20 protein-coding genes and 1 pseudogene are annotated in these 23,709 nt (G+C 63.1%); all 21 read right to left on the reverse strand.

From position 1 onward, the window contains the following. Positions 1–205: 205 nt before the first annotated feature. Positions 206–796 (reverse strand): annotated as a pseudogene (locus ACW7G2_RS12330) (DegT/DnrJ/EryC1/StrS family aminotransferase); the annotation flags it as partial. A gap of 84 nt (positions 797–880) precedes the next feature. Continuing rightward, on the reverse strand, positions 881–1,696 hold the full coding sequence (locus tag ACW7G2_RS12335) for a reverse transcriptase domain-containing protein (protein WP_456976206.1): 816 nt from the start codon (positions 1,694–1,696) through the stop codon (positions 881–883). 273 nt (positions 1,697–1,969) lie between these two features. Continuing rightward, entirely contained in the window at positions 1,970–2,956 is a 987-nt protein-coding gene (locus tag ACW7G2_RS12340) for a sugar-transfer associated ATP-grasp domain-containing protein (RefSeq protein ID WP_456976208.1), read from the reverse strand. A 38-nt stretch (positions 2,957–2,994) separates the two neighbouring features. Beyond that, on the reverse strand, positions 2,995–3,813 hold the full coding sequence (locus tag ACW7G2_RS12345; RefSeq protein ID WP_456976210.1) for an aldolase/citrate lyase family protein: 819 nt from the start codon (positions 3,811–3,813) through the stop codon (positions 2,995–2,997). A gap of 19 nt (positions 3,814–3,832) precedes the next feature. Beyond that, the gene (locus tag ACW7G2_RS12350; RefSeq protein ID WP_456976212.1) at positions 3,833–4,492 is read right to left on the reverse strand and encodes a sugar transferase; all 660 of its coding nucleotides are present in this window, start codon (positions 4,490–4,492) and stop codon (positions 3,833–3,835) included. Next, on the reverse strand, positions 4,489–6,093 hold the full coding sequence (locus tag ACW7G2_RS12355; protein ID WP_456976214.1) for an asparagine synthase-related protein: 1,605 nt from the start codon (positions 6,091–6,093) through the stop codon (positions 4,489–4,491). Before ACW7G2_RS12355 ends, ACW7G2_RS12350 begins: the two co-directional genes overlap by 4 nt. Continuing rightward, positions 6,083–7,060: a D-2-hydroxyacid dehydrogenase gene (locus ACW7G2_RS12360; protein WP_456976216.1), complete on the reverse strand. Its 978-nt coding sequence runs from the start codon at positions 7,058–7,060 to the stop codon at positions 6,083–6,085. Before ACW7G2_RS12360 ends, ACW7G2_RS12355 begins: the two co-directional genes overlap by 11 nt. Then, complete coding sequence (locus tag ACW7G2_RS12365) at positions 7,057–8,202, reverse strand: glycosyltransferase family 4 protein (protein WP_456976218.1); 1,146 nt, start codon at positions 8,200–8,202, stop codon at positions 7,057–7,059. Before ACW7G2_RS12365 ends, ACW7G2_RS12360 begins: the two co-directional genes overlap by 4 nt. Beyond that, positions 8,199–9,542, reverse strand: coding sequence for a phenylacetate--CoA ligase family protein (locus ACW7G2_RS12370; RefSeq protein WP_456976220.1), 1,344 nt, complete (start codon positions 9,540–9,542; stop codon positions 8,199–8,201). Before ACW7G2_RS12370 ends, ACW7G2_RS12365 begins: the two co-directional genes overlap by 4 nt. Then, entirely contained in the window at positions 9,539–10,861 is a 1,323-nt protein-coding gene (locus ACW7G2_RS12375; protein ID WP_456976222.1) for a hypothetical protein, read from the reverse strand. The genes ACW7G2_RS12370 and ACW7G2_RS12375 overlap by 4 nt, the downstream gene beginning before the upstream one ends. After that, the gene (locus ACW7G2_RS12380) at positions 10,858–11,970 is read right to left on the reverse strand and encodes a glycosyltransferase (protein WP_456976224.1); all 1,113 of its coding nucleotides are present in this window, start codon (positions 11,968–11,970) and stop codon (positions 10,858–10,860) included. The genes ACW7G2_RS12375 and ACW7G2_RS12380 overlap by 4 nt, the downstream gene beginning before the upstream one ends. A 1-nt stretch (position 11,971) precedes the next feature. Next, positions 11,972–13,276, reverse strand: a complete 1,305-nt coding sequence (locus ACW7G2_RS12385; RefSeq protein WP_456976226.1) for a lipopolysaccharide biosynthesis protein — start codon at positions 13,274–13,276, stop codon at positions 11,972–11,974. A 45-nt stretch (positions 13,277–13,321) separates the two neighbouring features. Then, positions 13,322–13,657 (reverse strand): glycosyltransferase family 2 protein, encoded by a 336-nt coding sequence (locus ACW7G2_RS12390; RefSeq protein WP_456976228.1) that lies wholly within the window; start codon positions 13,655–13,657, stop codon positions 13,322–13,324. Then, positions 13,603–14,625, reverse strand: coding sequence for a UDP-glucose 4-epimerase GalE (galE, locus tag ACW7G2_RS12395; protein WP_456976230.1), 1,023 nt, complete (start codon positions 14,623–14,625; stop codon positions 13,603–13,605). Before galE ends, ACW7G2_RS12390 begins: the two co-directional genes overlap by 55 nt. A gap of 5 nt (positions 14,626–14,630) precedes the next feature. Beyond that, positions 14,631–15,914 carry a Vi polysaccharide biosynthesis UDP-N-acetylglucosamine C-6 dehydrogenase TviB gene (gene tviB, locus ACW7G2_RS12400; protein WP_456976232.1) on the reverse strand — a complete coding sequence of 428 codons (1,284 nt, stop codon included), beginning with the start codon at positions 15,912–15,914 and terminating at the stop codon, positions 14,631–14,633. Positions 15,915–15,916: 2 nt separating this feature from the next. Beyond that, on the reverse strand, positions 15,917–17,359 hold the full coding sequence (locus tag ACW7G2_RS12405; protein WP_456976234.1) for an O-antigen ligase family protein: 1,443 nt from the start codon (positions 17,357–17,359) through the stop codon (positions 15,917–15,919). A 103-nt stretch (positions 17,360–17,462) separates the two neighbouring features. Continuing rightward, entirely contained in the window at positions 17,463–17,909 is a 447-nt protein-coding gene (locus ACW7G2_RS12410; protein WP_456976236.1) for a hypothetical protein, read from the reverse strand. Between the two features lie 183 nt (positions 17,910–18,092). Further along, positions 18,093–18,545, reverse strand: a complete 453-nt coding sequence (locus ACW7G2_RS12415) for a hypothetical protein (protein ID WP_456976238.1) — start codon at positions 18,543–18,545, stop codon at positions 18,093–18,095. 88 nt (positions 18,546–18,633) lie between these two features. Next, complete coding sequence (locus ACW7G2_RS12420; RefSeq protein WP_456976240.1) at positions 18,634–19,809, reverse strand: tetratricopeptide repeat protein; 1,176 nt, start codon at positions 19,807–19,809, stop codon at positions 18,634–18,636. Next, positions 19,806–21,299 (reverse strand): J domain-containing protein, encoded by a 1,494-nt coding sequence (locus ACW7G2_RS12425; protein WP_456976242.1) that lies wholly within the window; start codon positions 21,297–21,299, stop codon positions 19,806–19,808. Before ACW7G2_RS12425 ends, ACW7G2_RS12420 begins: the two co-directional genes overlap by 4 nt. A gap of 116 nt (positions 21,300–21,415) precedes the next feature. Then, complete coding sequence (locus tag ACW7G2_RS12430) at positions 21,416–23,692, reverse strand: GumC family protein (protein WP_456976245.1); 2,277 nt, start codon at positions 23,690–23,692, stop codon at positions 21,416–21,418. Between the last annotated feature and the right edge of the window lie 17 nt (positions 23,693–23,709).

Here is a 23,709-nt window from a genome sequence, read left to right on the forward strand (position 1 = left end):
GTTCCTTAATTTCGTCGACTATACATAATGTACGAAACTTTGTTTCGGCAAGCCCCCGCTGTAGGAGCGCGCCATGCGCGCGAAGCCGCGTGAATCCGATCATTGCCTCAGGGCATCGGCCCCAGCGCGGCGGCCGACGCCACACCGCATGGCCAGGTGTCACGCGGCTTCGCGCGCATGGCGCGCTCCTACAACGGGCCGGCGGTCAGGCCTTCAACCGCCCAAACTCACTCTCCAGCACACTCGAAGGCAAATTCACAACCCGCGCCTCCAGCCACCGCGAATTCTCCAGTCCGTCGTGCTGGCAGTGTTGGAACATGGGCAGTCGCGACATCAGGCGCCAGATGGGGCGGGTCATTACGTCGCGGGTGTTGGTGTACTCCAGCAGCGCGTCGCGGTCGGCCTCGGACTCCAGCACGATGGCGTTCAACCACCAGTTGGCCGTGGTGCCCGGCAATGGCTCAACGAAGCGCACGCCGGTGCCGGCGAAGAAGTCGCGGTAGCGCGCCGCGACCTCGGCCTTGATCTCCATCATCTTCGGCAGCAGCTCCATCTGCGCGCAGCCGAGCGCGGCGTTGAGGTTGGGCATGCGGTAGTTGTAGCCCACCTCGTCGTGCACGAACTCGTACGGGTGCGGCACCTTGGCGGTGGTGGTCAGGTGCTTGGCCCGGCGCGCCAGCTCTTCGTCATCGGTGATGATCATGCCGCCGCCGGTGGTGATCACCTTGTTGCCGTTGAAGCTGAGCGTGGCCAGGCGGCCGAAGGTGCCGGTGTGGCGCTCGCCAACCCAGCTGCCGAGGGATTCGGCGCGTCATGAACCAAGCACCGGTTGGATAAACGCAGGCGGGAACTCCGACAGCTAACTAACTTGTGGCCGACCTTAAAGGGAGGCCACTTGCGCAGGATTCACTGAATGCACGTAATTTACTATTCCGTCCAAACTGTCCGTGCTAGTTGCAACTGCGATCTGTGAGCGAAATTCCGCCATTCGCCTTGGAGCCACAAAGACGGAGTTTTGCGAGATATCAATATTAAACGCCGTGACACTTTGCTTTGGCCCTTCCGACTTTACTGAATTCAACGGAAATCCCGCCGCGTCTGAAAACTTCTCCAAATCAAGGAAAGCGTTCATAATCTTTTGCTCATCATCGCTCGAGATGAGAATGTCATCCATATATACCGTTACGTCAAAGCTTGCTTGGCGACTCAAGCGCCGTAAGTACGAGCCAAGCTTGCTCCGATCAAGCGCAATCGATGCCAAAATCGGAGACTGGACAAATCCGTAGGGCAAGATGCTCTCCCCAGAACATGGTTTTATCACCACGCTTTGGCTAGCAAAGTCGCGAGCATCCCGGTACGGAAAAAATAGCTTCAAACACCGGGTGACCCGCGAACGGCTCACTCGACCAAAGAAGTCATCAAGATCTGCCCGAATAAAGAACTTCCGAGCTTTGTGGCGCTGGATGGCAGCAACATGCCCTCCTGCAAGCAAGTGATAATAAAAATCCGGAGCTGCCCAGTGGGCCTGAACAGCTTTCTTGATCTGACGTCCTAATTTCCTGGCACCGTCGGTTGGCACAAACACCCAACGCCCAGGCTTGACTTCGTATCGGTGAATCCATTTCTGTGTCACGTTGCCGCCAGTAGTTAAATGCCATGTCCACGAGTGCAGCCAGGAGACGGCAAGTGCCGCCAACCATGTTCATGCACGCGTAGACTAGGCGGGTCTTACGGATGAATTTTCTCATCGCAGACTCCTCTACTCATGACTCTGGCTCGCCTAGCGCAAAGCGCATGGTCACATAACCAAGCAGGGACTATGAGCAAGCCATAGCCAAGCAATAAGTCACCTAGTGACAGAGTAGAAGATAGGGAGATCCCTATCGCCAGAGCCTGTCCAATGTGCCTCTGGCACGCCGCCGCGTCAAGCTGGATCGAGCGGCCTCATGCCGCCTGCGTCGCGGGCTGTTTACAACATCTCCCCGAACACCTGTCGAGCAACGGGAAGCAGCCCCCCCCGCCCCGAATTCGACCGGTAAGCACGCGCCTGCACCATCGAGTACGTGCCCGGGTCGTGATTACCCTCGATTAGAAACGGCCCGTCCTCAGTCAGACCCACATCCCAGCCGCAGTAGCGAACCTGCGGGTTGCTTGCCGCAGCCTTCTTTACAAACTCCACCAGCTCCGCCCATTGCGGAATCACGGTTGTTGCAAGGTCGATGCCGCTCACAGGATGTTGGTGGAACTCGTGACCACTCTTGTCCACCGCCGGCGCGATGAGTCTTCCTGTAGCGGCATCCACAGGCGACATGATCCCGCCAAGGTGATAGTTGATAGCGTCACCACCGCGCCCCATGGTGATCGCCGCCCACATGACCTCGGCCGTACCGTTGGAAAGTCCCGTCACAATGCGGACAGGGGCCATGCCGGTCCCGAACCACTCTGTCATCTGGGCGTGCTGCACGAGCCGCTCATCGGCAATCCAGGCACCCTGCTGGCCTCGCTCATAGATAAGGGCCAAGCGCCCTCCCGGCTCGAAATCCTCTGGACAAAGCATCGTCACACCGCGGCCCTGCCCCTCAAACCGGGGCTTCAGGAGCACTCCTGCTGCGGAACTGGCCGCCAGTTCCCCGACATCCTCAATCGACGCATCTGCAAGAGACAACGACCGGCGACGGGTGAACTCGCTGAACCAGGAAGCAAACAGCGCCTTGTCCCTAAGACGCTCCGTCGCCTCACGTTCGTTTGCGCGCCTCATGAGCCGCTGGTTGTGCCGATACGTGAAGTACTCGCTCCGGGCATGGCTTGAAAGGCTCTCAAAACCGAACGCCTCGTAATTGTTCGGGCTGGCTCCGTAACGCAAAGTGCACCACGCTACAGACAGCGCTCGCAAAGGGCTGAAAGTCCCGCCGTGGGTGCATACCCGGCGGAGTTGGCGTGCATAGGATCCCAACATGGATTTTTCCCCGGTAAGAGTCTTGAGCCTGCTGCGGATCAGCGATTAATCGAACGCGCGACGGAGCCAATATCCGCCACAACACTTTCGCGGTTGTGGGCAAAGAACTCTCCGTCTTTGGTCCGAAGCTCTGCCTCCCAATCACGCACCTGGGCCACGTTCTTGCGCAGCGATTCTTCCAACGTCGTCGGATCCTCCACCGCCCCAAAGTCACAAAAGCTCCGCGAAAGAATCACCATGCTCGACCCCAGCCGGTAGTGCTCGGCAATGATGTCCTCCGCCGACGGCTTCAACGACCCGATCCGCGCCATGCCCCCAAAGCCATAAGTCACCCCCGCCCGGGCAAAGGCCGCACACAGCCGGTCCACCGTGCCATCTGCCAGCGGCTCAAACATGAACTTCATGCCGTACGCCAGATGCAGGTCGTTGAGTCCGATGTGGACGTAGTCGATCCCCGGCACTGAGAGGATTTCTTCTACATCGCGGGCGGCCTCGGCGGTTTCCAGAAGGAGGCAGGTCTTGGCGCGCCCGCCTACGGCATCCACGAAGGCCTGTACTTCGGCCTTGGTCTTGAAGAACGGCAGCATGATGATGTCGGCGCCCGCGTCCACGACACCGGCGATCTCGTCAGCCGACCAGTCTCCCCACGGGTTCACGCGAACAAGCAGCTTGGACCGGGAAAGTACCTGGCGCACGGCCCGCACATCATCCAGCGAGTGGCCCGACACCACGGTGTTGCGTCCCGCCTGGCGCTCCTGCTTGCCAATGATCTCCAGATCCACGAACACCCAGTCCACGCCGCACCGCTCAAGCATCGCCGCGACCGCCGGCTCCCGGGTGATGGACAGCAAGGTCATGCCGGGATGGCTTGAAGTGTCAACGCTGCTGGTCATCGGTCCTCCGGGCGGTCTCGGTGGTGTTGTAGCTGTCGCTTGCCGAAAGCACGACTGCAACGGTCTTCAGCAGGATGCGGATATCAAACGCGATCGAAGCCCTGTCCACGTACTCCGCGTCGAGCTCCAAGCGTCGGTCCCACTGCACGTTCTTGCGCCCGTTCACGGCCGCCCAGCCCGTCAGGCCAGGTCGCACCTGGAACCGCTTCTTCTGTGCCTCGGTGTATTCCTCCAGAGGCCAGGGATGGAACGGGAGCACCGGTCTGGGCCCGATCAGCGACATCTCGCCCTTCAGTATGTTCAGGAACTGTGGCAGTTCATTGATGCTGAGCGGGCGAAGGATCCGCCCCACGCGGGTGACGCGCGGGTCACCCTTCACCTCGTAGACGCCCAGCTTCTCCGCCCCAAGAAACATGGAACGAAACTTGTAGACCAGAAACGGCTTGGCATGCAGCCCAAGGCGTTCCTGCATGAAGAACACCGGCCCCTTCGAGTCCAGCTTGATGGCGATCGCCACGATCAGGAAGAACGGCAACAGCACCAGCAACACGCATGCAGAGACAACAACGTCGAACAAGCGCTTTATAACCCGGTACGTCTTGCCGCCTCCCGCCTCCCCAGCTTTCACTACTTCATTGATCACGGCAGTCTCGAATTGATTTCGAAGAACAGTCGCTCAACCACAACGCGAAGCTTCTGTTTGCTGTAGTTGACGACATGAACATTACGATTCGCCAGCTCTGGATCAAGACGTTTCACGACCTCCCGGTGCGCGTAATCATCGACCCTTCTGTGTCTGGGGAACCCAAGCATCATCTCGATCAGGCGACGGTTGTTGAACGGAACAGTGGTTTCCCAGCACATGTCGAACTCGTTCAAAACAGTTCCGCCCCAAGCAGGAAAGCGATGCTCCCAATAAACCATATCGGCATCGTCGACTCCTTTGATCCCGCCGAACCCCACCCGCTGCATCCAATCCGAAAAAGCCCCGTCAACTCGGCGCAGCAGCTTGCGGTCAAAGAAAATCCGCTTGTAGAGGATGGTCATCTGGCGCGGAGACAATGGAGACGGAAGTCGCTCCATGCCCAAACGCTTTGAGAAGTTCGACCTCGCGATCTCCGACACCCAGGACTTTACGTCCACCTCACACGCAGGATTCGAGGCGAAGAACGCCATCTTCCGGAGATCGTTAGCCGCATTTGCGCGCACATATGCTGCGTTGTGCTGCACGACTGCGGCCAGCTCCTGGTAACCGGGGATGGCCTCCTCATCTTCCGGAACCGCGTAGGCGCTGTGCTCGAGCTCCAGATGGGCAGCAAGGTCCTGCGCGGCCCTGAGATCATGAGCTTCCTCGTCGTTGGATGCGAAAGTGAAAAACTTCAACCGGGTTCGGGACCCCACGCTTGCCGCAAGCGTCGTTTGGCTGTCAGTTCCTCCGGTCAGCGAGATTGCGGGTGACTCCCATTTTCTGGACGTGATCTCGAGACTCGCCTTCAGGATCTCGGCTATGCGAATAATTCTTCTGGCCTGATCTTCTTCCGTTCCCGCGCCCGCCATGGGGCCAGATGGATAAAATCGCTGAACGTCGAACCCCGCATTCCCGTATGTCAGAGCCGTGTTCGGGCCAAGGCGCTTGATCTCCCCGAATGGAGAAAGATCCCCAGGCAAAAACCGAATTCCGACCTTGTATTCCCTGGACTCCACCAGCTCCCGGATCCATGGAGTCATCTCCAGACCACACAGATCGGACAGCAGTTGCGCGTGCGAAGACAGGTACGGCACGCCCTGAACCTGCCCGAAGAACAGCGTTCGCATCCCGGCGCAATCTTGTGCCGCCAACAACTCTTCACCCCGGATCACGACCACGATAAAGCGCCCAGTCCATTCGGACACAGTTGAGTGGAACGCCTGCTCGGACTTCGCCAACTCTTCGGCAGCAGTCACCAAGAGGGCGTCTTCATCTGCCTCACCCGTAAACGGGTTGTACGCATGGCCGATAAGCAGAATGTGGACACCATCGACCGAGTGGCAGTACCGCTTCGTCAAACAGTGCGTGTAAACATTCCAGCCGCCCACCCGGACGCGGGTCCAGTTTCCGAAGAACGGAAACTCGGCGCCTACTTCCAGATCTCGGGTCGTCAGAAGATAGCCGCGCGCGAACAACGCGCGTCGATGGGCCTCGTCCGTTAGCGTCTGGACCCTCAATGACCCAGGCGAGGATGCAGTCATGGTGTCAATACCCACGGTCTGTATCCACAGGAGTCACCGCCGGCTGACCGGCGAGCAGCTGCTTGGCGTTTGCGATGAACACCTCAATCGCCTTTTCCATGTAACGCGGATTCGTTCCCGACACGTGCGGCGTCAGCAATACCCTCGGGTTGTCCCAAAGGGGCGAGTCGGCCGCCAACGGCTCCTGTTCGAACACGTCAAGCGCGACACCTCGCAGGTGCCCGCGCTCCAGCGCATCAACCACGGCGGACTCCTGAACAACGCCGCCCCGCGAAATGTCCACCAACACTGCACCTGTCGGCAGGTGCCCCAGCAGTGCCTGGTCCACAAGACCGGTGGTCTCAGGCGTCAGCGGCAAGCAGACAACAAGGTACTGCGTCTCGGGCAGCATTTCGGAGAGTTGCTCAAGCCCCACCATGGTGTCGACATGGGGCGTATCGCGTGGTGTGCGCTGCACCCCGATCACGTTCATGCCAAAGGCTTTGGCGCGCTGGGCGATCGCACCCCCAATGTGTCCCATCCCCAAGATGGTGACCGTCTGTCCTTCCAGCTCATCAAGCCACGCCCGCTTCCAGAGCCGCGCTCGTGATTGCTCAACGAACTGGTCGAACGACTTTGCGAAGTACAGCATGGCCCCAAGCGCGAACTCGCTCATTGGCGAGCCATGTACACCACTGCTCTTGGTCAACACCACGCCGTCCTTGGAGAAGGGCATGTCCCATATTTTCTCAACCCCAGCCGAGAGGAAGTGGATCCAGCCGTAGTGCTGCAGGCGCGCCAAGGCTTCCGGCAGCCACGGGAGCGTGGGCGCTATGACCGCATCAAACCGGCCGCCCAGCGGTACCTCTTCAACATGCGCGCAGGCGATCACTCGCGCATCAGGCAGTGCTCGGCCGATAGCCTCAACCACCAGATCACGCTGCGCAGGAAGCACTTCCGCTTTCTGCAGGAACAAAATCGTGTCGATGCGGCCCGGCTTCATGTGAGCTCCATGGTTTTCAAAAGCACCGCGTTGACCTTGTGCACGTCGTACTTGTCCTCGGCGATGCGCCGGCCCGCCTGGGCAAACCGGGCAACAACAGCGGGATCTGCCGCAAGACGCATCATCGCATCGGCAAGCGGCTCAACCGTCCGCGGTTCAACAAGATATCCGTTCACACCGTCCTCCACGGTCTCCCTGCAGCCCGGCGCATCAGTCGTGATCACCGCGCGCCCGGTTGCCATTGCCTCCAGCACCGAGCGCGGAGTGCCTTCCCTGTACGAGGGCAAGACCAGCACCGTGCACCATTCCAGCCAGCTACGGACGTCCTTGACCGCGCCCACAAAGCTGACCACGCCTTCTGTCTTCCAAGTCTCGACCTCTTCAGCAGAGACCGCGTGCGGAAGCGAAGCGTCATGCCCGCCCACCACCACGAACTCACAGCCCGGGTGGCGCTCCGCCACGAGATGACATGCGGCCACGAACTCCCGCAGCCCCTTCTCATACAACAGCCGGCCCACGAACAGGAACCGGGCACTGGCTACGTCTGCAAGCGGGCGCAGCGGGAACCGGTCCAGGTTGATCCCTGATCCATTGATCAGCACAGCGCGATCTGCGGGCACCAGCCCGCGCTCGACGAAGCTGCGCAGGTCATCCGGATTCTGGAAGAACGTGCGCCGGGCAATGCGCAGAGAAACGCGGTACAGCACCGCCAGGATCAATCGGACAACACGCGTGCGCAGGCTCTCCGTGGTGTATGCATGCCCCAGTCCAGTCACCATCGCGTAGCTGCGCCGGACGCCCGCCAGGCGCGCACCAAGCAAGCCAAACACCACCGGCTTGACGCCATACGCGAGGACGACGGCCGGGCGCCGCCGCCGGCTGAGCGCGCGAACTTGTCGGACGAATGAGATGTCAGCAACAGGATTCAGCCCCGTCCGACTCAGCCTGACTTTGTGAATGGGAATACCGAGGCCTTCGACCTCTTCCAGGAAGTCCGCTTCTGGAACAGCCGCCTCGACAATCTTTCCCGACGCAACCGCCTCCGCGATCAGGTCACCTCGATTCGCTATCAGCGATCGGGCGTTTGCGGCAACAATAAGTAAGTCGCAGCCATTGGAATCTTGTCGGCTTCTGTCCTTCATTGCGGCAGGTTGTTCTTGACGATCCGGAACTTGCCACTTCGCTCTTTGGGAATCTCGTCAACGCGCTGCAACCGGATGTCCATCCCGTCACCGAGCCGGACTCGCATGGCGCTCATGAACCGATCTTCCTGCACTTCATCGAACGACTGCCCGCACTCCACCAACACTTCAACTGCATCTATCCGGTCCTGGATAACTTGGAATCGCACGATGCCATCAACCCCCTTTGTGCAGTTGCTCAGGTTCCCTAGATTCACCCGTCCATTGTCCGGTGATTGAATAAAGTCGGTCGAGCGCCCCTCCAGTCGCACCACCAGAGGCTGTGCGGACCCGCATCCACAAACCGCATCTGGGTCATCCATCCTGATTCGGTCGCCGACCCGATATCTGACAAGCGGCGTGCCCCGGGTGGAGAAAGAAGTCACAACCAGCTCGCCTTCTTGGGCCGGCTGTCCGCTTGCATCGAGCACCTCAAACACACCCGACAACAACTGGAGGTGGAGGCGACCCGCCTCACACTCGAAAATGAAGGGTGCGCCCTCTGATGAGGCGTACTGGTCACGAACGGCACAGCCCAGAACTTCGGCAACGAGGGCGCGATGCTTTGGCAAGACCGTCTCTGCGGTGGGAAAGAACGCTTTCGGACCCCAACCTGCTGTCAGGCCATTTTCTTTCGCAACAGCCAGGATGTCACACACGCTGGATGGAAAACCTACTAGAAATTCGGGTTCAAACTTCTCAAGCGCTGCCCAGTAAGCATCGAACGTGCGGCGATTGACGTGGAATGTCGAAAAGAACCTGATGTTGTTGAATTTGTCGTCGCGATAAACGCGCCCGGTGACAAGATCCGAAGGCCGGACGATCTCCTTGCCACTGAACCACGCGACCTTTCTCCCTAGCTGGTATCCCTGCTGAGCGCGAAAATGATCCAAGCACGCGTGCCGCTCCTGGGTGTCCGCGTAGTTAAAGAGCACGCGCATTGATGCGCCAGTGGTTCCCCCAGTGAACGAAACGCCGCCTTCATTTTCTGAGATGGTTGCGATCCTGCCCAAAGATTCAAGGATGTCGCTCTTCTCCAGGAGAGGGAACTCAGCCAGCGCTCGCCCGTGCCATTGCTCGTACCACTTTGAGTTGGTGGTCACGTATGCAAGGAATGCGTCCAGGCGACGCTTCTGTTCGGCCTTCAATTCTTCTCTGGAGGACCCTTCCCAAGATGCGAAGTAATTCCTCCAGTATTGATACTGTCCGCCATGGCGCCGGCGATACTGGCGGGAATTGAAGACCCCGATGGCCAGGTCCTGTAACTGTACCGGTGCGTACTTCAGAATCGCGCTCTTCATCCCTGCCTCCCAATGCGGTCCCGGCCCTGGATCGGTCTCACCCGCTGCGCGCGCCTGGCTGACCCGATTATCTGCTGAATTTCGAGGTATTCCTGGTCGGCACGCCCGCTCCCTCCGAGAACATACGCCCTGCGGAAAGTCGGCGCAGCAGCTACAACCAACAGAATGTAGAACTTGGCCTTGTGACGAATTGCGGTACCACTATTCGTCACGCCCAGCGCGAACATGAGGGTAAGCATTACGAGCATGGAGTGCAGCACCAAGACCCTGCGGTGCTGCTTCAATCCACGATAGCTCTTGTAGGCGCGAAACGTCAGGAACGCGTAGAGCACCCCTGCAAAGAGCCCTAGCAAATGTACGGCAGACCGGACATCCCATGGAAAGGGCGAGTACAGGAAATACACCACGCGCAGCGGAATCAACCAGGGCTGCGTGAATGGGTCACCCACGGCAACGAACGCAGGAAAGGCGCTGCCACCAGTGGGATCACGCTGGAATCTGGCGGCGACGGTATCCGCGATACCGTCCAGATCAGCGGAAATCTCTACTCCCTTGCCCAGCTCCACGCCGTTCCACAGGACCACCGCACAGGCACCCACCATCACGACGCCCATGGCCACCGACAACCCGGCCCGCCCAGCGCCCCCTTTCATCTGGATCGCGTCGCGAAACAGCGACCAGACAAAATAGATCACCAGCCCAAGAATCGCAGCCACCCACCCTGGATGAACGAACGCCGCCAAGACCAGGAACGGCAGCGACAGAAGCAGGTTGAAGCGCCTGCCCGCCTTGATCCATCCCACCAGCATGAATAGCCCCGCGAGAAAGAAGAAGATCGACAGCTCTTCCCGAACCGCGGCCACCGAATTGATCGCGGTGAACGGGTAGAGGCAGATCAGCATTGCAGCCGTGCTCGCGGCCTTCCGTCCGAACAGCCGGTACGCGATGACCGCACCGAAGGCAGTGTTGGCGACACCGAGGAGCAGATTGAGCGATGGCAGGATGAGTTCGCTGAACCCGAATGCCTTGTACAACAGCGCACCAAGCACGGAGTAGCTGTGAGCGCTCCGATAATCCAGCATCCCAAGTAGGTGTGAGAACTGATAAGCCGAATAGGTCAGCGCATTCTCTGTAAACATTGCGCCATCCGAGCCAACATACGGCAACGTTAATATACCGCTAAAGCCCAGGGCCAACAGAACCACCCTCAGCGCCCAGCCCGTAACCATCCAGCCCATCAGAAAGCGGTACCGCGCACCGACCAGCAGGGCAAGCGCCAAGGCTCCCACAATGCAAAGACCGGCGAAAACCGTGCTCATGCCACCCCTTGCGGGCCCACGCTGGCCCCATCCGCTTCGATCAGTTCGCGGTAAAGCGCCAGGTGCTGGTCAGCACAGCGCTCGATCGAATAATGGACCGAACCCAAAACCGCGCTTTCTGCAAAGCCCATCCTCAGTTCCGGATCGTCGATCATCTGCCTGAGCGCCGAAGCATACGCCGACTCCGAATCTGGTGGGACGACGATGCCATGACCCACTCGCTCCACCACCTCGGCGCAGCCGCCGACGTCGGTCACTACCACCGGCAGCCCTGCCGCCGTTGCCTCTAGCAGGGCGATCGGCATACCTTCGGAGATGGAGCTCATCACGAACACGTCGGACTGTGCGAGCAGTCCGGGCACATCAGTTACAGGGCCGAGAAAGTTGACTCGCGAGTCCAGCCCGAGCTCGCCGGCCAGCGCTTCAAGCTCCGACCTTTCAGGCCCGTCTCCCGCAAGCGAGAGCGCCCAATGCCGGCTCTGCATGGATGCCAAACTTCGCAACAAGCCAGCAAAGTTTTTCTCGCCAACCAGCCTGCCCACGGATACCAAGCGAACCACTTCAATCCCGATCGACCCTCGTGACCTGTCCAGGGTGAAGGCGGACAGATCGACACCGTTGGGGATCAATGCCACCGGCCTGCGCACCACCGCACGAAGCAAGGCGTTCTGTGCCGCCGAGATTGCCACGTAAGCGTGCACAACCCGGTCAAACATCCATCGATAGATCGCCGGGTGCAGGCGTAATCTCATTCCGTGCCGGGTGTAGACAACAGGCCGCGAACCCAGCGCGCTGACCAGTATCCCTTGGAACAGATGGGCGTGGATCAGAGCGATTCGTTTGCTCTTGACCAGGCGCCTGACGCGAAGAATTGCACCCGGAAGCTGACGCCAGCCCCTGCCGTCAAGCACCTGGCAGTCGATTCCCTGCCCTTGAAGAAATGCGAGAAGCTGCTTCTGGTATTCGCGCTTTCCATCTCGGTCCGGCGCATCACTCAAAAACCATATCGAAACTTCATGGCCGTCCCGCTTCATCGAGATAGTCAGGTTCTTCACATAGTGCTCCGCGCCGCCGTGGGCGGGCATGGAGATGATGTGAGCAACTTTCACGTCAAACGCCTTCGGTTCTTACTGACGCGGAACGGCTAGACACCCTGATCACGTGCTGGATCAGGAACAAATAAAGCACGCCATTGGCCACGCAGTAAGATGCCACTGTCCATATGGGTTCCCCACTCAATTTCCACGCGGAAGCAAAAACGATTAAGAGGATGGCCGTACTCGCAATCTCATATAACAGGTAGAACCTCTGGATACCCAGCGCAGGAATCGCCGCCACACTGGGGCCTGCGATCAGCATGATCAGCATCCACATTCCCATCCATCTGGAAAACTCTCCTGCATCAACCCATTCAGCACCAAAAATCAAGCCGAACAACTGCGGTCCGAATACGATGATGGTGAGAAACGGCACAGCGGCCAGCCCGCTCAGCGCCAAGCTGCCCTGGATGACCAGACGAGCCACATTCTCATCACGATTCCTGGCTTGGGCAATCCGCGGATAGATCACCGTGGACATAGATTGGCCGATCAAGGTGGTCGGAGCGCCAAGCGCCATCCGAGCCAAGGCATAGAAGCCGGCTTGTTTCATGTCGAACAGCGCCCCCAGCAGCATGACGGGCAATCCCAGGGCGAAAGCCTTCAGGACCACCTGCGGGGTACGGTAGATCGCAAAGTCCCGATATTCTCTTCCTGCCTCCCTGTACGACGTCAACCCGCCTTCCGGCGCTCCCACCCGCTCCCGGACAATGCCGCGGGACGGCACCAGTCTGCCAAGCATTCCCGCATAAACCGCTGGGGCAAACGCAGTTACCGCTACCAGCGCGATTGCCGTAGGGGAGATCAAGCCAAGGATGATCTTCAGGCCGTTGGTCCACACGACTTGCACCATAGACAGCTTGGCGAGCACTGCAAAAGCGCCGACACGCGCAGTCCACTGCGAGTGGACGTAAAGCAGTGATGTGGAGAGCACTGCCACCGGAAGCAGCCACAACATGGCGTGCCCCTCAAGCTGATGCGACAGAAGCTTGTGGATGGCGATCAGCGCAAGCAGGCAGGAGCAGAAAACTGCTGAAATTCTGATGGCAAGCCGGGAAAGCTGGCGGGCGCGGGCATCCTGTTCCGGCAACACGATGGCTAGGTGGTAGCTCAACGTTGCCAGTGGTGCCGCCACCGCCAATAGCGCGGCAAAGGTCCCAAGCTGGCCAAAAGCTTCCGGGCCGTACAACCTGGTGATTACCGGGGCCGCGGCCAGCGTGACTGCCTGGCCCAGCGCGGTCGCGAAGCTGAGTCCCGCCACGTTCCTGACAAACTTCCGCTTGCTCAGACGGCGGATGAGGCTGGTAAGGGCTTGCATTGGCCCGGATTCACCGGCTGGGGGCTTCACGACGAATCTACTTTCTTACAAAGAGCAGCACGAGACGGGCGGGCAGGTGCTGCATGCGTTCTGCGATTGCCCATGGTGGCGCGTCCTTGTACGCGGCAGATCTGGAAAGCCCCCGGAGAATTCTTTCACCGCTGTTTGCACGGGCGTAGTGGAACCATAGTCAACCATCAGGACTTCGGCGGGAGTCAGGGTCTGCCGTGCCACAGATTCCAGAGCACGGGCAATTAGACCCCCTGCGTTTGAGCAGGAGGTCACAACCGTGACAGGTCGGGTCGATTTCTGATCGAGCTGGGGATTCATGGTTGACCTATTCCTAGATACCCGTCCGGATTTTCTGACTGCCAACGCCATGTGCTCTCACACATCGCCAGCAAATCGTTGTCCGCCTGCCATCCAAGCAATTTCCCTGCCAGCCCCGGCGCTGCCCACAGCGCCGCTACGTCCCCCTCCCGACGTCCGACGATGTCGTAAGGCACGCGCGTGCCGCTGACCTGCTCAAACGCCCGCACCAGCTCCAGGACGCTGTAGCCGCGACCGGCTCCGACATTGATGGCCTGCGCTCCGGTCTGGTCGCGGCCAAACTGCAGCGCGCGCACATGCGCCTCGGCCAGATCCATAACGTGGATGTAGTCGCGCACTCCGGTGCCATCGGGCGTGGCGTAGTCGCCGCCGAACACCTGCAGACGTTCGCGTCGACCCACGGCCACCTGGGCCACGTAGGGCATCAGGTTGTTCGGGATGCCTGACGGATCCTCTCCAATGCGGCCGGACGGGTGCGCGCCAACGGGATTGAAGTAGCGCAGCAGCACCGCGCTCATCGCCGGATCGGCTTGGCAGCAGTCGCGGATCAGCTCTTCCATCACCAGCTTGGTGCGGCCGTACGGGTTGGCCACGCGCAGGGGAGCGTCTTCGGTGACGGGCACCGTGTCCGGCTCGCCATACACGGTGGCCGACGAGCTGAAGACCAGGCGCCGCACGCCCGCACGCTCCATGGCCTGCAGCAGGGCGATGGTGCCGCCGATGTTGTTATCGAAGTACATCAGCGGCTTTTCGCAGCTTTCGCCCACGGCCTTGAGCGCGGCGAAGTGGATAACCGCGTCTGCGCCTCCGCTTAGCGCATGGTCCAGATCCGCCGGGTTGCGAATGTCACCGCGCATGAAGGTCAGCTGCTTGCCAGTGATTTCCTGCACCCGCTCAAGCGCAATCTCCGAGCTGTTGCAGAGATTGTCGATCACGGTGATGTCGTGCCCTGCTTCCAGCAGGGCCACGCAGGTGTGGGAGCCGATGTAGCCGGCGCCGCCGGTAACCAGAACGCGCATTGAGTTCAGAGCCTTCCATCTACCGCTTCCCGCGGCAGAACGTACTTCACGTCATAAAGCACCGCCCCCGGCTTGCCATGCGCACGAATCCCCGCTGCGCCCAGCTTCTTGAACTCCTCATGCCCCACCGCCACCACCACGGCGTCGTACTCGCCCTGGCCCGGCGTGGTCAGGTTCAAGCCGTATTCGTGCTTGGCCTCATCGGCATTCACCCATGGATCCCACACATCCACCCGCGCGTTGTAGCCCTTTAGTGCGTCAATGATGTCCACCACCCGCGTATTGCGCAGGTCCGGGCAGTTCTCCTTGAACGCCAGGCCCATGATCAACACCCGCGCGCGCACGGGATTGATGCCGTTGCGCACCATCAGCCGGATCACCTGGTTGGCGACGTATTCGCCCATGCCGTCGTTGGTGCGGCGGCCGGCCAGGATCACGTCGGGGTGGTGGCCCACTTCCTGCGCCTTGTGGGTCAGGTAGTACGGATCCACGCTGATGCAGTGCCCGCCCACCAGGCCCGGGCGGAACGGCAGGAAATTCCACTTGGTGCCGGCGGCCTCCAGCACTTCCAGGGTGTCGATGCCCAGCTTGTTGAACAGCATGGCCAGGTCATTGACCAGGGCGATGTTGAGGTCGCGCTGGGTGTTCTCGATCACCTTGGCGGCCTCGGCCACCTTGATGCTGCTGGTCTTGTGGGTGCCGGCGGTGATGATGCTGGCGTACAGGGCATCCACGAAGTCGGCAGCCTCGGGCGTGCTGCCGCTGGTCACCTTGAGGATGTTGGTGACGCGGTGCTCCTTGTCGCCGGGGTTGATGCGCTCGGGGCTGTAGCCGCAGAAGAAGTCCTGGTTGAACTTCAGGCCGCTCACCTGCTCCAGGATCGGCACGCACACTTCTTCGGTGCAGCCGGGGTAGACGGTGCTTTCGTACACCACCACGTCGCCGGGCCTGAGCACCTTGCCGAGTGACTCGCTGGCCTTGCGCAGCGGGGTCAGGTCTGGGCGGCGGGCGCTGTCGATCGGCGTGGGCACGGTGACGATGTAGACGTTGCAGTCGGCAATGTCTTCCGGCTCGCTGGTGAACGTCATGCGCGTGGCTTCGGCCAGCAGCTCCGGCTCCACCTCAAGGGTGCCGTCGCGGCCCTGGCGCAGCTCGTTGATGCGCGTGGCATTGATGTCAAAGCCGACGGTGTCGTACTGCTTTCCGAACTCCACCGCGAGCGGCAGGCCAACGTAGCCCAGGCCCACCACGGCAATGCGTGTGGTGCCCGGGGAGGGCTTGGTTTCCATGTTCAATTGACTCCCCTTTGAGCCGCAGGCACGGCATGGGCCGCGGCGGCTGGTAACGGTGAATTATGACGGGTTTGTGTGACGGGCGTCGCACTGCCACAGCCCGCCCTGGCTTGGCGCGCTGTGGCGGCCACCAGGCCTGCCAGCGCTGCGGCAATGGCGAGCATGGCCGGGGTGCGCAGCGGGTAATCGACGGTAGAGTGCGCGGCGATGGCCAGCAGGGCGACCAGCGCACACAGGCCGGGCATGCGGGCGTGGGGTGGCAGCCGCAGGAGGGCCCGTGCGGCGAGCAGGACGGCGATGGCTGCCAGCACCATGGCGGGAATGGCCAATATGCCGGCCTCCAGCAGCCACTGCGCGTATTCGCTGTGGGCGTGGTTGACGTAGTTGGCCATCAGCAGCTCGCCGGAGGTGGCCTGCTCGAACACCGCCACGAAGGTGCCGACACCGCTGCCGAGCGGCGCGTGGGCGCCTGCCATCTCCAGCGTGGCCTGACGCAGCGGCTGGCGCAGTTCCTGCGCGGCATCCACCTGCATCCAGCGCATCGCGGCTAGTACGCCGAGGCCGGCGACTGAGGCACTGCTAGCCACGAGCAGCTGCCGCTGGCGCTTGCCGCGCAGGCGCCAGCCCTGGCTGGCCACCACGGCGGCCAGGGCCAGGATGAAAATGATCACTCCCGCCCGCGAGCCCGTCAGCGGCAGCGCACCGATGGCCAGCACGACCACCGCAACTGCGGCCACCATGCCCACTACGCGTCGCCCGCCACCCCGGGTGGTGGGCTGCGCGGATGGAGAACTGTGGAACAGCCAGCCCGCGGCAAGCACAGCTGCCACCACCAGCAGGGTGGCCTGGTGGTTGGGGTTGGCGAAGAAGCCGTTCATGGCCGGGCGCCACTGCGGATAGGGGTTGAGCGGGCTCTCCTGCGGGGCGCCGAGCTGCAGAATGCCGAGCAGCAGACTGGCCATGGCCAGGCCGGCAATGCACCAGGCCAGGCGACGGTGCATGTGGCCGGGCAGCGCCAGCACGAGGCCGAACACGGCCAGTGCCGGCAGCAGGGCGTAGAGGGCGAGGCGCGTGGCGGCGGGGTCCAGGCTGGCCCGGCTGGCGGCAGAGGCACCGGCGGCGGCGAGGTCGGCCTGCAGCAGTGCCCTGCCCTCACCCATGGAAGTGAGCGCGGCGGGAAGCGGAAGCAGTTGTAGCAACGGGATGGCCAGCAGCGCCAGGGCCAACGCGGTCCACGGCCACGGCCATGGGGCGATCTGGCCCCGCAGGTGCTGCCAGGCGAGCCAGGCGATGCCCGCGAGTGACGCCAGCTGCAGCACCACTACGCCGACGCCTGATTCCTGCGAACTGCCACCCGACGCGAGCGCGATCAGCAGCAACGCGACTACGGCCGCGAAGTTGATGCGGCTGTTGATCTCAGGGGCTTGGCGGGGCGTACGCATTGACGGAGTGGAGCACAGGTTTGAAGCGCAGGCATGAAAAAGGCGGGCCGTTTGGCCCGCCTTTCAATGCAGGCCGCCGCGGGCGACGACCGAGTGTTATGGATCAGCGGCTGACCGGCGGCGGCGTGACCGGGCTTGGCAGCGGATCGCCATCGCCACTGATCTCCGACAGCGCTACGGCCACAGCGGCGGTGCCAAGGAACAGCCAGCCGGCGGAAGCCCACTGGGTGCCGGTGGCGGCAGTGGCGCCAACGGCAGCCTGAGCGCTGCCTGCCTGGCACATCGCGGGCACGGCGTGCACACCGGCGGCGCTGATGGCGGCGGTGCAGCCACTGGCATACACCACGGAGGCGCTGCTGTTTTCGGCCAGCATGATGCGGGTGCCGGGGGCGACGCTTGCGCCTGAGGCAGCAGTGACGAATTCACCGCCCTGGCTGGTCATGACGGTGCCGCTGTTGACCTGGAGGGTCGGCGCGACTTCTTCAGCGTGGGCGGGCGCATGGGCGGCGAGGGCGAATAGCGCGGCGGCAATCAGGCTGGTCCGGATCATGATGTTCTTCTTTGGAAGCGTGGGGGTGGCGAACGGTTGGAGCTGCAATGCGGCGAGTCACAGACTAGGGGAACCGGGGACGCGGCGCAACCGCGAACCCGCCAGGATTCCCTGACCAATCAACGTGATGTGACAGCTTTGTGAACTCTCGGGCGCCGCTCTGGGCGCCGGAAAAAAGCTGGATCAGCGGCTGATCGGCAGCGGATCGCTGGAGCTGCTGCCGCTGGCGATGGCGGCCACGGCTGCGACACCGGCCACGCCGCCAACAATCAGGGCGGTGTTGGTGCCGGTGGCAGCCACGCCCGTACCCGCGCTGGCGCCAACGCCCGCGGCAGGACATGAAGCGGCCACCACGGCGGTACCGGTCACCAGACCCACGGAGCAGCCCTGGCCGTAATCGAGGCGGGCAACGGCACCTTCCGTCACCAGCACGCGGTCTTCCGGCAGCAGGCTGACATCGGACTCAACGGTGACGAACTCCGCGCCCTGCTGGCTGACCATGACGCTGCCAGATTCCACCTGCAGTACAACCGGCTCGGCCGGTGCCACAGGGGCCTCCTGGGCAAAAGCGGTGGGCGCAAGCACGCCGCTAACGGCAGCGCAGGCAATGGCAAGGGCGGTGAAAAGCTGGCGCATGCTGGATCCTTCCAAGAGTGAGGCGGCATTATGGGTACTGGGTCACGGATTGTCCAAGCACGTTCCGTGCCACCGAGGCGCGAATGCCCTACTCCGGAATCCGGCTGATGGCCATGTCTGACAGTTGCAACTCGCCGCGCAGGGCCTGGGCGGCGCCGCGCGGAGCGGGATTGACCAAGCGCAGCCATTGGCCTTCGCAGTTCTCCGCGGGCACTTCGAACTCAAGCTGCAGCGGGGTCCAGGCCGCCTGGCTGCGGATGGTGGCACCGGCGGCAATGCGGGTGCGGTTGTCGGAACAGGTGAGCTGCCACTCAAGCCCGCGCTGTGAGCGCAACTGGCGGGTGTTGGCACGCAGTTCCAGCACGTATCGACCGGGAGCCAGCAGCAAGGGCTGCTCCAGGCCGGTACGACCCACGTTGCGGCCCAGGAAGCTCAGGCGCAGGGCGTGCCCGCCGCCGGGGGCATCCACCCGGCCGGTCACCACGCCATTGGTCCGGCGCAGCCGCCAGTCGAAACCGTATGAGCTGATGGGATGGGCGAAGTCACCGTTGTAGAGCAGCGGCAGGCTGGAGGGAGAGTCCTGCAGGCCGCTGATCCAGTGCGCATAGGCAGCACCCCAGCGGCCTTCGCGCAGCATGGCATCGAGCCAGCGGCCGGCGTCGGCACGCGGCAGTGCGTTTTGGGCAGCAAGGGTGGCGTGCAGGTTGTCGGAGGCGGCCGGGTCTTCAAGGCGCGTAGCGGCGCGCAGCAGGGTGGTCCGCCAGCGCGGACGCTCTGCCAGGTGGGCGGCAAGCACCTCGGCGAAGCGGCGGTCCGCCGCCAGCTGGGCAATCAGCGGCAGGGCCTGTTCGCGGCTCTGCGCTGAGACGGTGAGCAGTGCATCCAGGTGCGGCATGGCTGCATTGAAGTCGCCAGCCTGCAGGTGATGGGCGGCCAGCCAACCGCGCACGTGGATATCACGCGGAGCGCGGCGGGCGGCGACCTCGTAGAGGGCGCGCGTCTGTGGGTCCGCGTCCAACGGGGATTCGCCGGCCCCTGCGGCGGCGGCAATGACCGCGAAGGCGCGGCCGTGGCTGGGGTCATTGGCGAGGACCTCGCGGGCGATGGCGACGGCTTGTTCCGGACTGTCCTGCTGCAGCAGCTGGCGGGCTTCAGCCAGACGGGCATCGGGGTCCGGCTGGCGATGCGCATCCACGATGCCCCACCCTGTCCAGGCCAGGATCGCGAGCAGCAGCGCGAACAGTATCCAGCGCGCTGGGCTCAATCTGATGGCTCCATATGCACGCGGGTGACCAGCCAGCGCTGCTCGCGCCGGGTCATTTCGATACGCAGTTCGCCGCGCTCGGGAGAGTGAGCGTCTCCGGTGCGGTAACCGGCCTGGAGCACGGCGTGTTCGTCACCCATGCGCCACTTCGGGCTGTCCAGGTTGATGCGGCCGGGCGTGTTGCCATCAAAGCGCATGGCCAGCCCGGCGCGCGCTTCGGCGGCCACGGCCTCGGTGGAGAAGTCGTTCCAGATGGGCGGTATGTGGCTGCCGTCGGAGGCCAGGTAAAGCGCGGCTTGGGCAACCGTATCTTCCGCCTGGCGGAGGAGTTGCAAGGGATCGGGGGCTTCGGGGAGGGGTTGCTCGACGGCTGCGTGCACGGTGGCGGGCTGCGGAACAGCAGCGGTGCTGGGGTTGGAGCCGGGACTGGGGCTGGAGATCACGGCCATGCCGGCTGTAGCCGGGGAAAGTTCGGAGACTGAAAGGATTTCGAGCACCGGGGCATTACTTGCGGGCTCCGGTATGACACCAAACGCCTCCAATGTGGAAGCGTCCGCGTAATCGGGGTTGTCGGGGAGGGCCGCGCTGTCGATGGCGAAGCCATGGTCGGGGGCAGCAGGTTCGGCGGTGGCAGGCTCGGCTGGAGCAGGCTCAGCTGGAGCAGGCTCGGGAGCGGCCGGGAGAACAACTGCAGACAGGGCTTCAAACGCCGAGTGCTGCTGTGGGATGGCGGGCGCAGCGGGTGGCGGCGGCGCCGTGGTCATATTCGCCGCGGTGGCCCTTGGAACAGGGTGCAGCAGCTCGGCCTGCGTGCGCTGGTCGCGCTGCTGCACCAGCCAGAGCAGGGCAATGCAGGCCACAGCGACGGCAGCGACGGCGGTCGGGCCGATGAGGGTGCGGAACCGCTTGCCGTCCCGCGCGTTGGCCGGGGAATCACGCAATCCGGCGATCGACGTGGATGTGAGATCGCTCGCGTCGGTCGCGTAGGTCGGGGCTACGCCCCCGACGGCCGAAGAATCGTACGGGGCGGGGCTCGGGGCGTCATGTGATCCAACGACAACCAGCGCGTCGTCGTAGGCCTGGCGGGCGCGGGCGGTGCGGACGCGGGACCAGGCCTGGTTGACCCGGGTGCTGTAGGCGCTGTCCCATGCTTCGCCATTGCTGCGGTCGGGATGCAGCCAGCGCTGCAGCAGGCGGTGATGGGTCACCAGGGTGGATTGCGGGGCATCCGGCATGGCGCCGAGCACGCGGTAGGCGTCGGCACCTTCGGTAAACAGCACCTGCTGGACGAAGAAGCGGGAAGCTTCGAGCAGCTCCTCCGGCGTGGCGCCGGTGGCGGCGGCCGCGGCATTGGCGGCGGCGTGGGAGCCGCCGGCCACTTCCAGCAGGGTGGTCATGCCGGAAGGCAGCGGCCTGGCAGCCAGCTGCATGCGGCGCGTGGGCGCGCGCAGCAGGCCAAGTGCCATGTCGAGTGCTTCACCGCCAGCCATGTCGGTCTCCCCCTCTCCCTGTGGTTGATACGTATTCGCCGCCCGTCAGCGGCCGCGCCGTCCGACGCCACGCGGCAATGATCATGGTCACGCGGTTTCGCGCGTATGACGCGCTCCTACTTGGATTCGAGCTGGGGGGTGGTGCCGTAGGCGTAGTAGGAGTCGTAATCGTAGCCGTAGCCGGCGACCTTGGCGTCGTAGTGGGTGAGCAGGCCGCCGAGCATGCGGGCGCGGGCGGCGGCCAGGCGCTTGATGGCGGCCTGGGCGGTCTTGATGCGGGTGTCGCCGGCCTGTACCACCAGCAGCGTGCCGCCCACCAGGTTCGACAGGATCGGCGCGTCGGCAATGCCCAGCACCGGCGGGCCGTCAATGATCACCTGATCGTACTTCTGCGCGGCCACCGAGAGCATCGACAGCATGCGGCTGCCCGAAAGCAGTTCGGCCGGGTTGGGCGGCAGCGGGCCGGCCAGCACTACGTCCAGGCGCTCGTCATCGGTGGTGTTGACCACTTTGTTGATGGGCGCGGCACCGGCCAGCAGGCTGGACAGCCCGGCTTCGGCGCGCATGCCCAGCACCTTGTGCAGCGACGGGTTGCGCAGGTCGGCTTCCACCAGCAGCACGCGCTTGCCGAGCTGGGCGAAGTTGCGGGCCAGGGTAATCGCGGTGGTGGATTTGCCCTCCGAGGCGCTGGGACTGGTGATGAACAGGGTGCGCGGCACGCCGCCATCGGTGGAGAACTGCAGCGCGGTGCGCACCGAGCGGTAGCTTTCGGCGAAGGCGGAGCGCGGATCGGCCATCGCATCCTCCACGCTCTGCTTGCGCAGATGCGGGATGACGCCGAGCACGGGCAGGCGCAGATGCTGTTCAAGGTCTTCCGGCGACTTGATGGTGTCGTCGAGGAACTCGAGTACGAAGGCAATCAGCACGCCGAGCATCAGGCCGAGCATCAGGCCGATGGCCAGGTTCAGCGGCAGGTTGGGCTTGAAGCGGCCGGACGGCACGATGCCGCGATCAACGATGGAGATGTTGTTGCTGCCGACGCCGCCGGCGACGCCGATTTCCTTGTAGCGCTGCAGCAGGCCGTCGTAGAGCTGGCGGTTGGTGTCCACCTCGCGGCGCAGGATGTTGTAGTCGATGGAGCGGGTGTCGACATCCAGCGCGCTGGTGCGCAGGGTGGACAGCTGCGCCATGAGCATGGTCTCGCGCGACTGGGCGGCGTCGTACTCGGCGCGGATGGAGGCACGCACGCTTGCGCGCTCCTGTTCGATCTGGCGCTCGACCTCGTCGATCTGGCCCTTCAGCGCGACCATGGCGGGGTATTCGGGCTTGTAGGTCTGCAGCTGCTGCTGGTACTGGGCGTTGAGCTGGGCGCGCTGCTGCTGCAGGGTGTTGAGGATGGAATTGGCAATGGCACCGGCCGGCAGGGCACCGCCGCCGCTGACCTGGCTCCAGGCAGCCTGGGCGCGGATGCGGTCGTTCTGGGCCGCGGCCAGGGATGTGTTGAGTGCCGCCAGGTTCTGGCCTTCCAGGCTCTGGCCTGAGTCGCTGGCCGACACGATGTTTTCGCGGGTGGCGAATTCGACCAGGCTGCGCTCTGACTCTTCCAGCCGGCCCTTCATCAGGGCGAGCTGTTCTTCCAGGTAGCGGATGGCATAGGAGGATGAGTCGAACTTGCGTTCGATGGCCGAGGAGATGAAGCCTTCCGCCACGGCGTTGACCACCCGCGCCGAGAACGCCGGCAGGGTGCTGTCGTAGTGGATGCGCACCAGGCGCGAATTGCGCACGGGCTCCACCGCCAGACCGCTGCGCACGATACCGGTGGCCGACTGCAGGGTGGCCAGTTCGTCACTGGCGTGGGTGCCATCTCCGGCCGTGGCGTCGTCATCGTCATCAGCGCGCAGGGCGGCGGTGGCGCGCTGCCACCAGGTGTTGGAACGCAGACGCTCGGCGGTGCTGGCGTCGATCTGCAGCTCGTTGGCCACCCGCTCGGCCAGCGCGCGGCTCTTGAGCAGCTCGTACTGGGTGGTGAGGAAATCGGGGGCGGAGCCTTCGGCGTTGTTGAAGCCTTCCACCTGCATGGCCTGCATCGATTCGCGGTCGATCTGCAGGGTGGCGGTGGAGCGGTACACCGGCGGCATCATCAGGGTGGCCAGCAGCGACAGCGCGACCACGCCGCCGAGCACGCCCAGTATCAGCCAGCGGCGCTTGAGCAGGATGCGCCAGTAGGCGAGCAGGTCGATCTCGTCGTCGTCGCCGCGCTTTTCCTCGAACAGGTCGAGCGAGATGGCCTGCGAGCCGGCCCTGATCGGAACATTCCCCTGCGGGGCGCGGGCTGGCAGACGGTCGTCCTTGTTGTCGTCGTCCGGGGCTGCCGGCAGGTTGTCGTCTTGCATGTGGGGGCTATTTGATC

This window comes from Luteimonas sp. A277, assembly GCF_054052045.1.

Bases quoted from the DNA above. Each gene is read 5' to 3' on its own strand.
- ACW7G2_RS12360 (WP_456976216.1), bottom strand. From the start codon at position 7,060: ATGAAGCCGGGCCGCATCGACACGATTTTGTTCCTGCAGAAAGCGGAA.
- ACW7G2_RS12430 (WP_456976245.1), bottom strand. From the start codon at position 23,692: ATGCAAGACGACAACCTGCCGGCAGCCCCGGACGACGACAACAAGGAC.
- ACW7G2_RS12370 (WP_456976220.1), bottom strand. From the start codon at position 9,542: ATGAAGAGCGCGATTCTGAAGTACGCACCGGTACAGTTACAGGACCTG.
- ACW7G2_RS12390 (WP_456976228.1), bottom strand. From the start codon at position 13,657: ATGGCGTTGGCAGTCAGAAAATCCGGACGGGTATCTAGGAATAGGTCA.
- ACW7G2_RS12345 (WP_456976210.1), bottom strand. From the start codon at position 3,813: ATGACCTTGCTGTCCATCACCCGGGAGCCGGCGGTCGCGGCGATGCTT.
- ACW7G2_RS12410 (WP_456976236.1), bottom strand. From the start codon at position 17,909: ATGATCCGGACCAGCCTGATTGCCGCCGCGCTATTCGCCCTCGCCGCC.
- ACW7G2_RS12375 (WP_456976222.1), bottom strand. From the start codon at position 10,861: ATGAGCACGGTTTTCGCCGGTCTTTGCATTGTGGGAGCCTTGGCGCTT.
- ACW7G2_RS12415 (WP_456976238.1), bottom strand. From the start codon at position 18,545: ATGCGCCAGCTTTTCACCGCCCTTGCCATTGCCTGCGCTGCCGTTAGC.
- ACW7G2_RS12425 (WP_456976242.1), bottom strand. From the start codon at position 21,299: ATGGCTGGCGGTGAAGCACTCGACATGGCACTTGGCCTGCTGCGCGCG.
- ACW7G2_RS12405 (WP_456976234.1), bottom strand. From the start codon at position 17,359: ATGCGTACGCCCCGCCAAGCCCCTGAGATCAACAGCCGCATCAACTTC.
- ACW7G2_RS12385 (WP_456976226.1), bottom strand. From the start codon at position 13,276: ATGCAAGCCCTTACCAGCCTCATCCGCCGTCTGAGCAAGCGGAAGTTT.
- ACW7G2_RS12340 (WP_456976208.1), bottom strand. From the start codon at position 2,956: ATGTTGGGATCCTATGCACGCCAACTCCGCCGGGTATGCACCCACGGC.
- galE (WP_456976230.1), bottom strand. From the start codon at position 14,625: ATGCGCGTTCTGGTTACCGGCGGCGCCGGCTACATCGGCTCCCACACC.
- ACW7G2_RS12365 (WP_456976218.1), bottom strand. From the start codon at position 8,202: ATGAAGGACAGAAGCCGACAAGATTCCAATGGCTGCGACTTACTTATT.
- tviB (WP_456976232.1), bottom strand. From the start codon at position 15,914: ATGGAAACCAAGCCCTCCCCGGGCACCACACGCATTGCCGTGGTGGGC.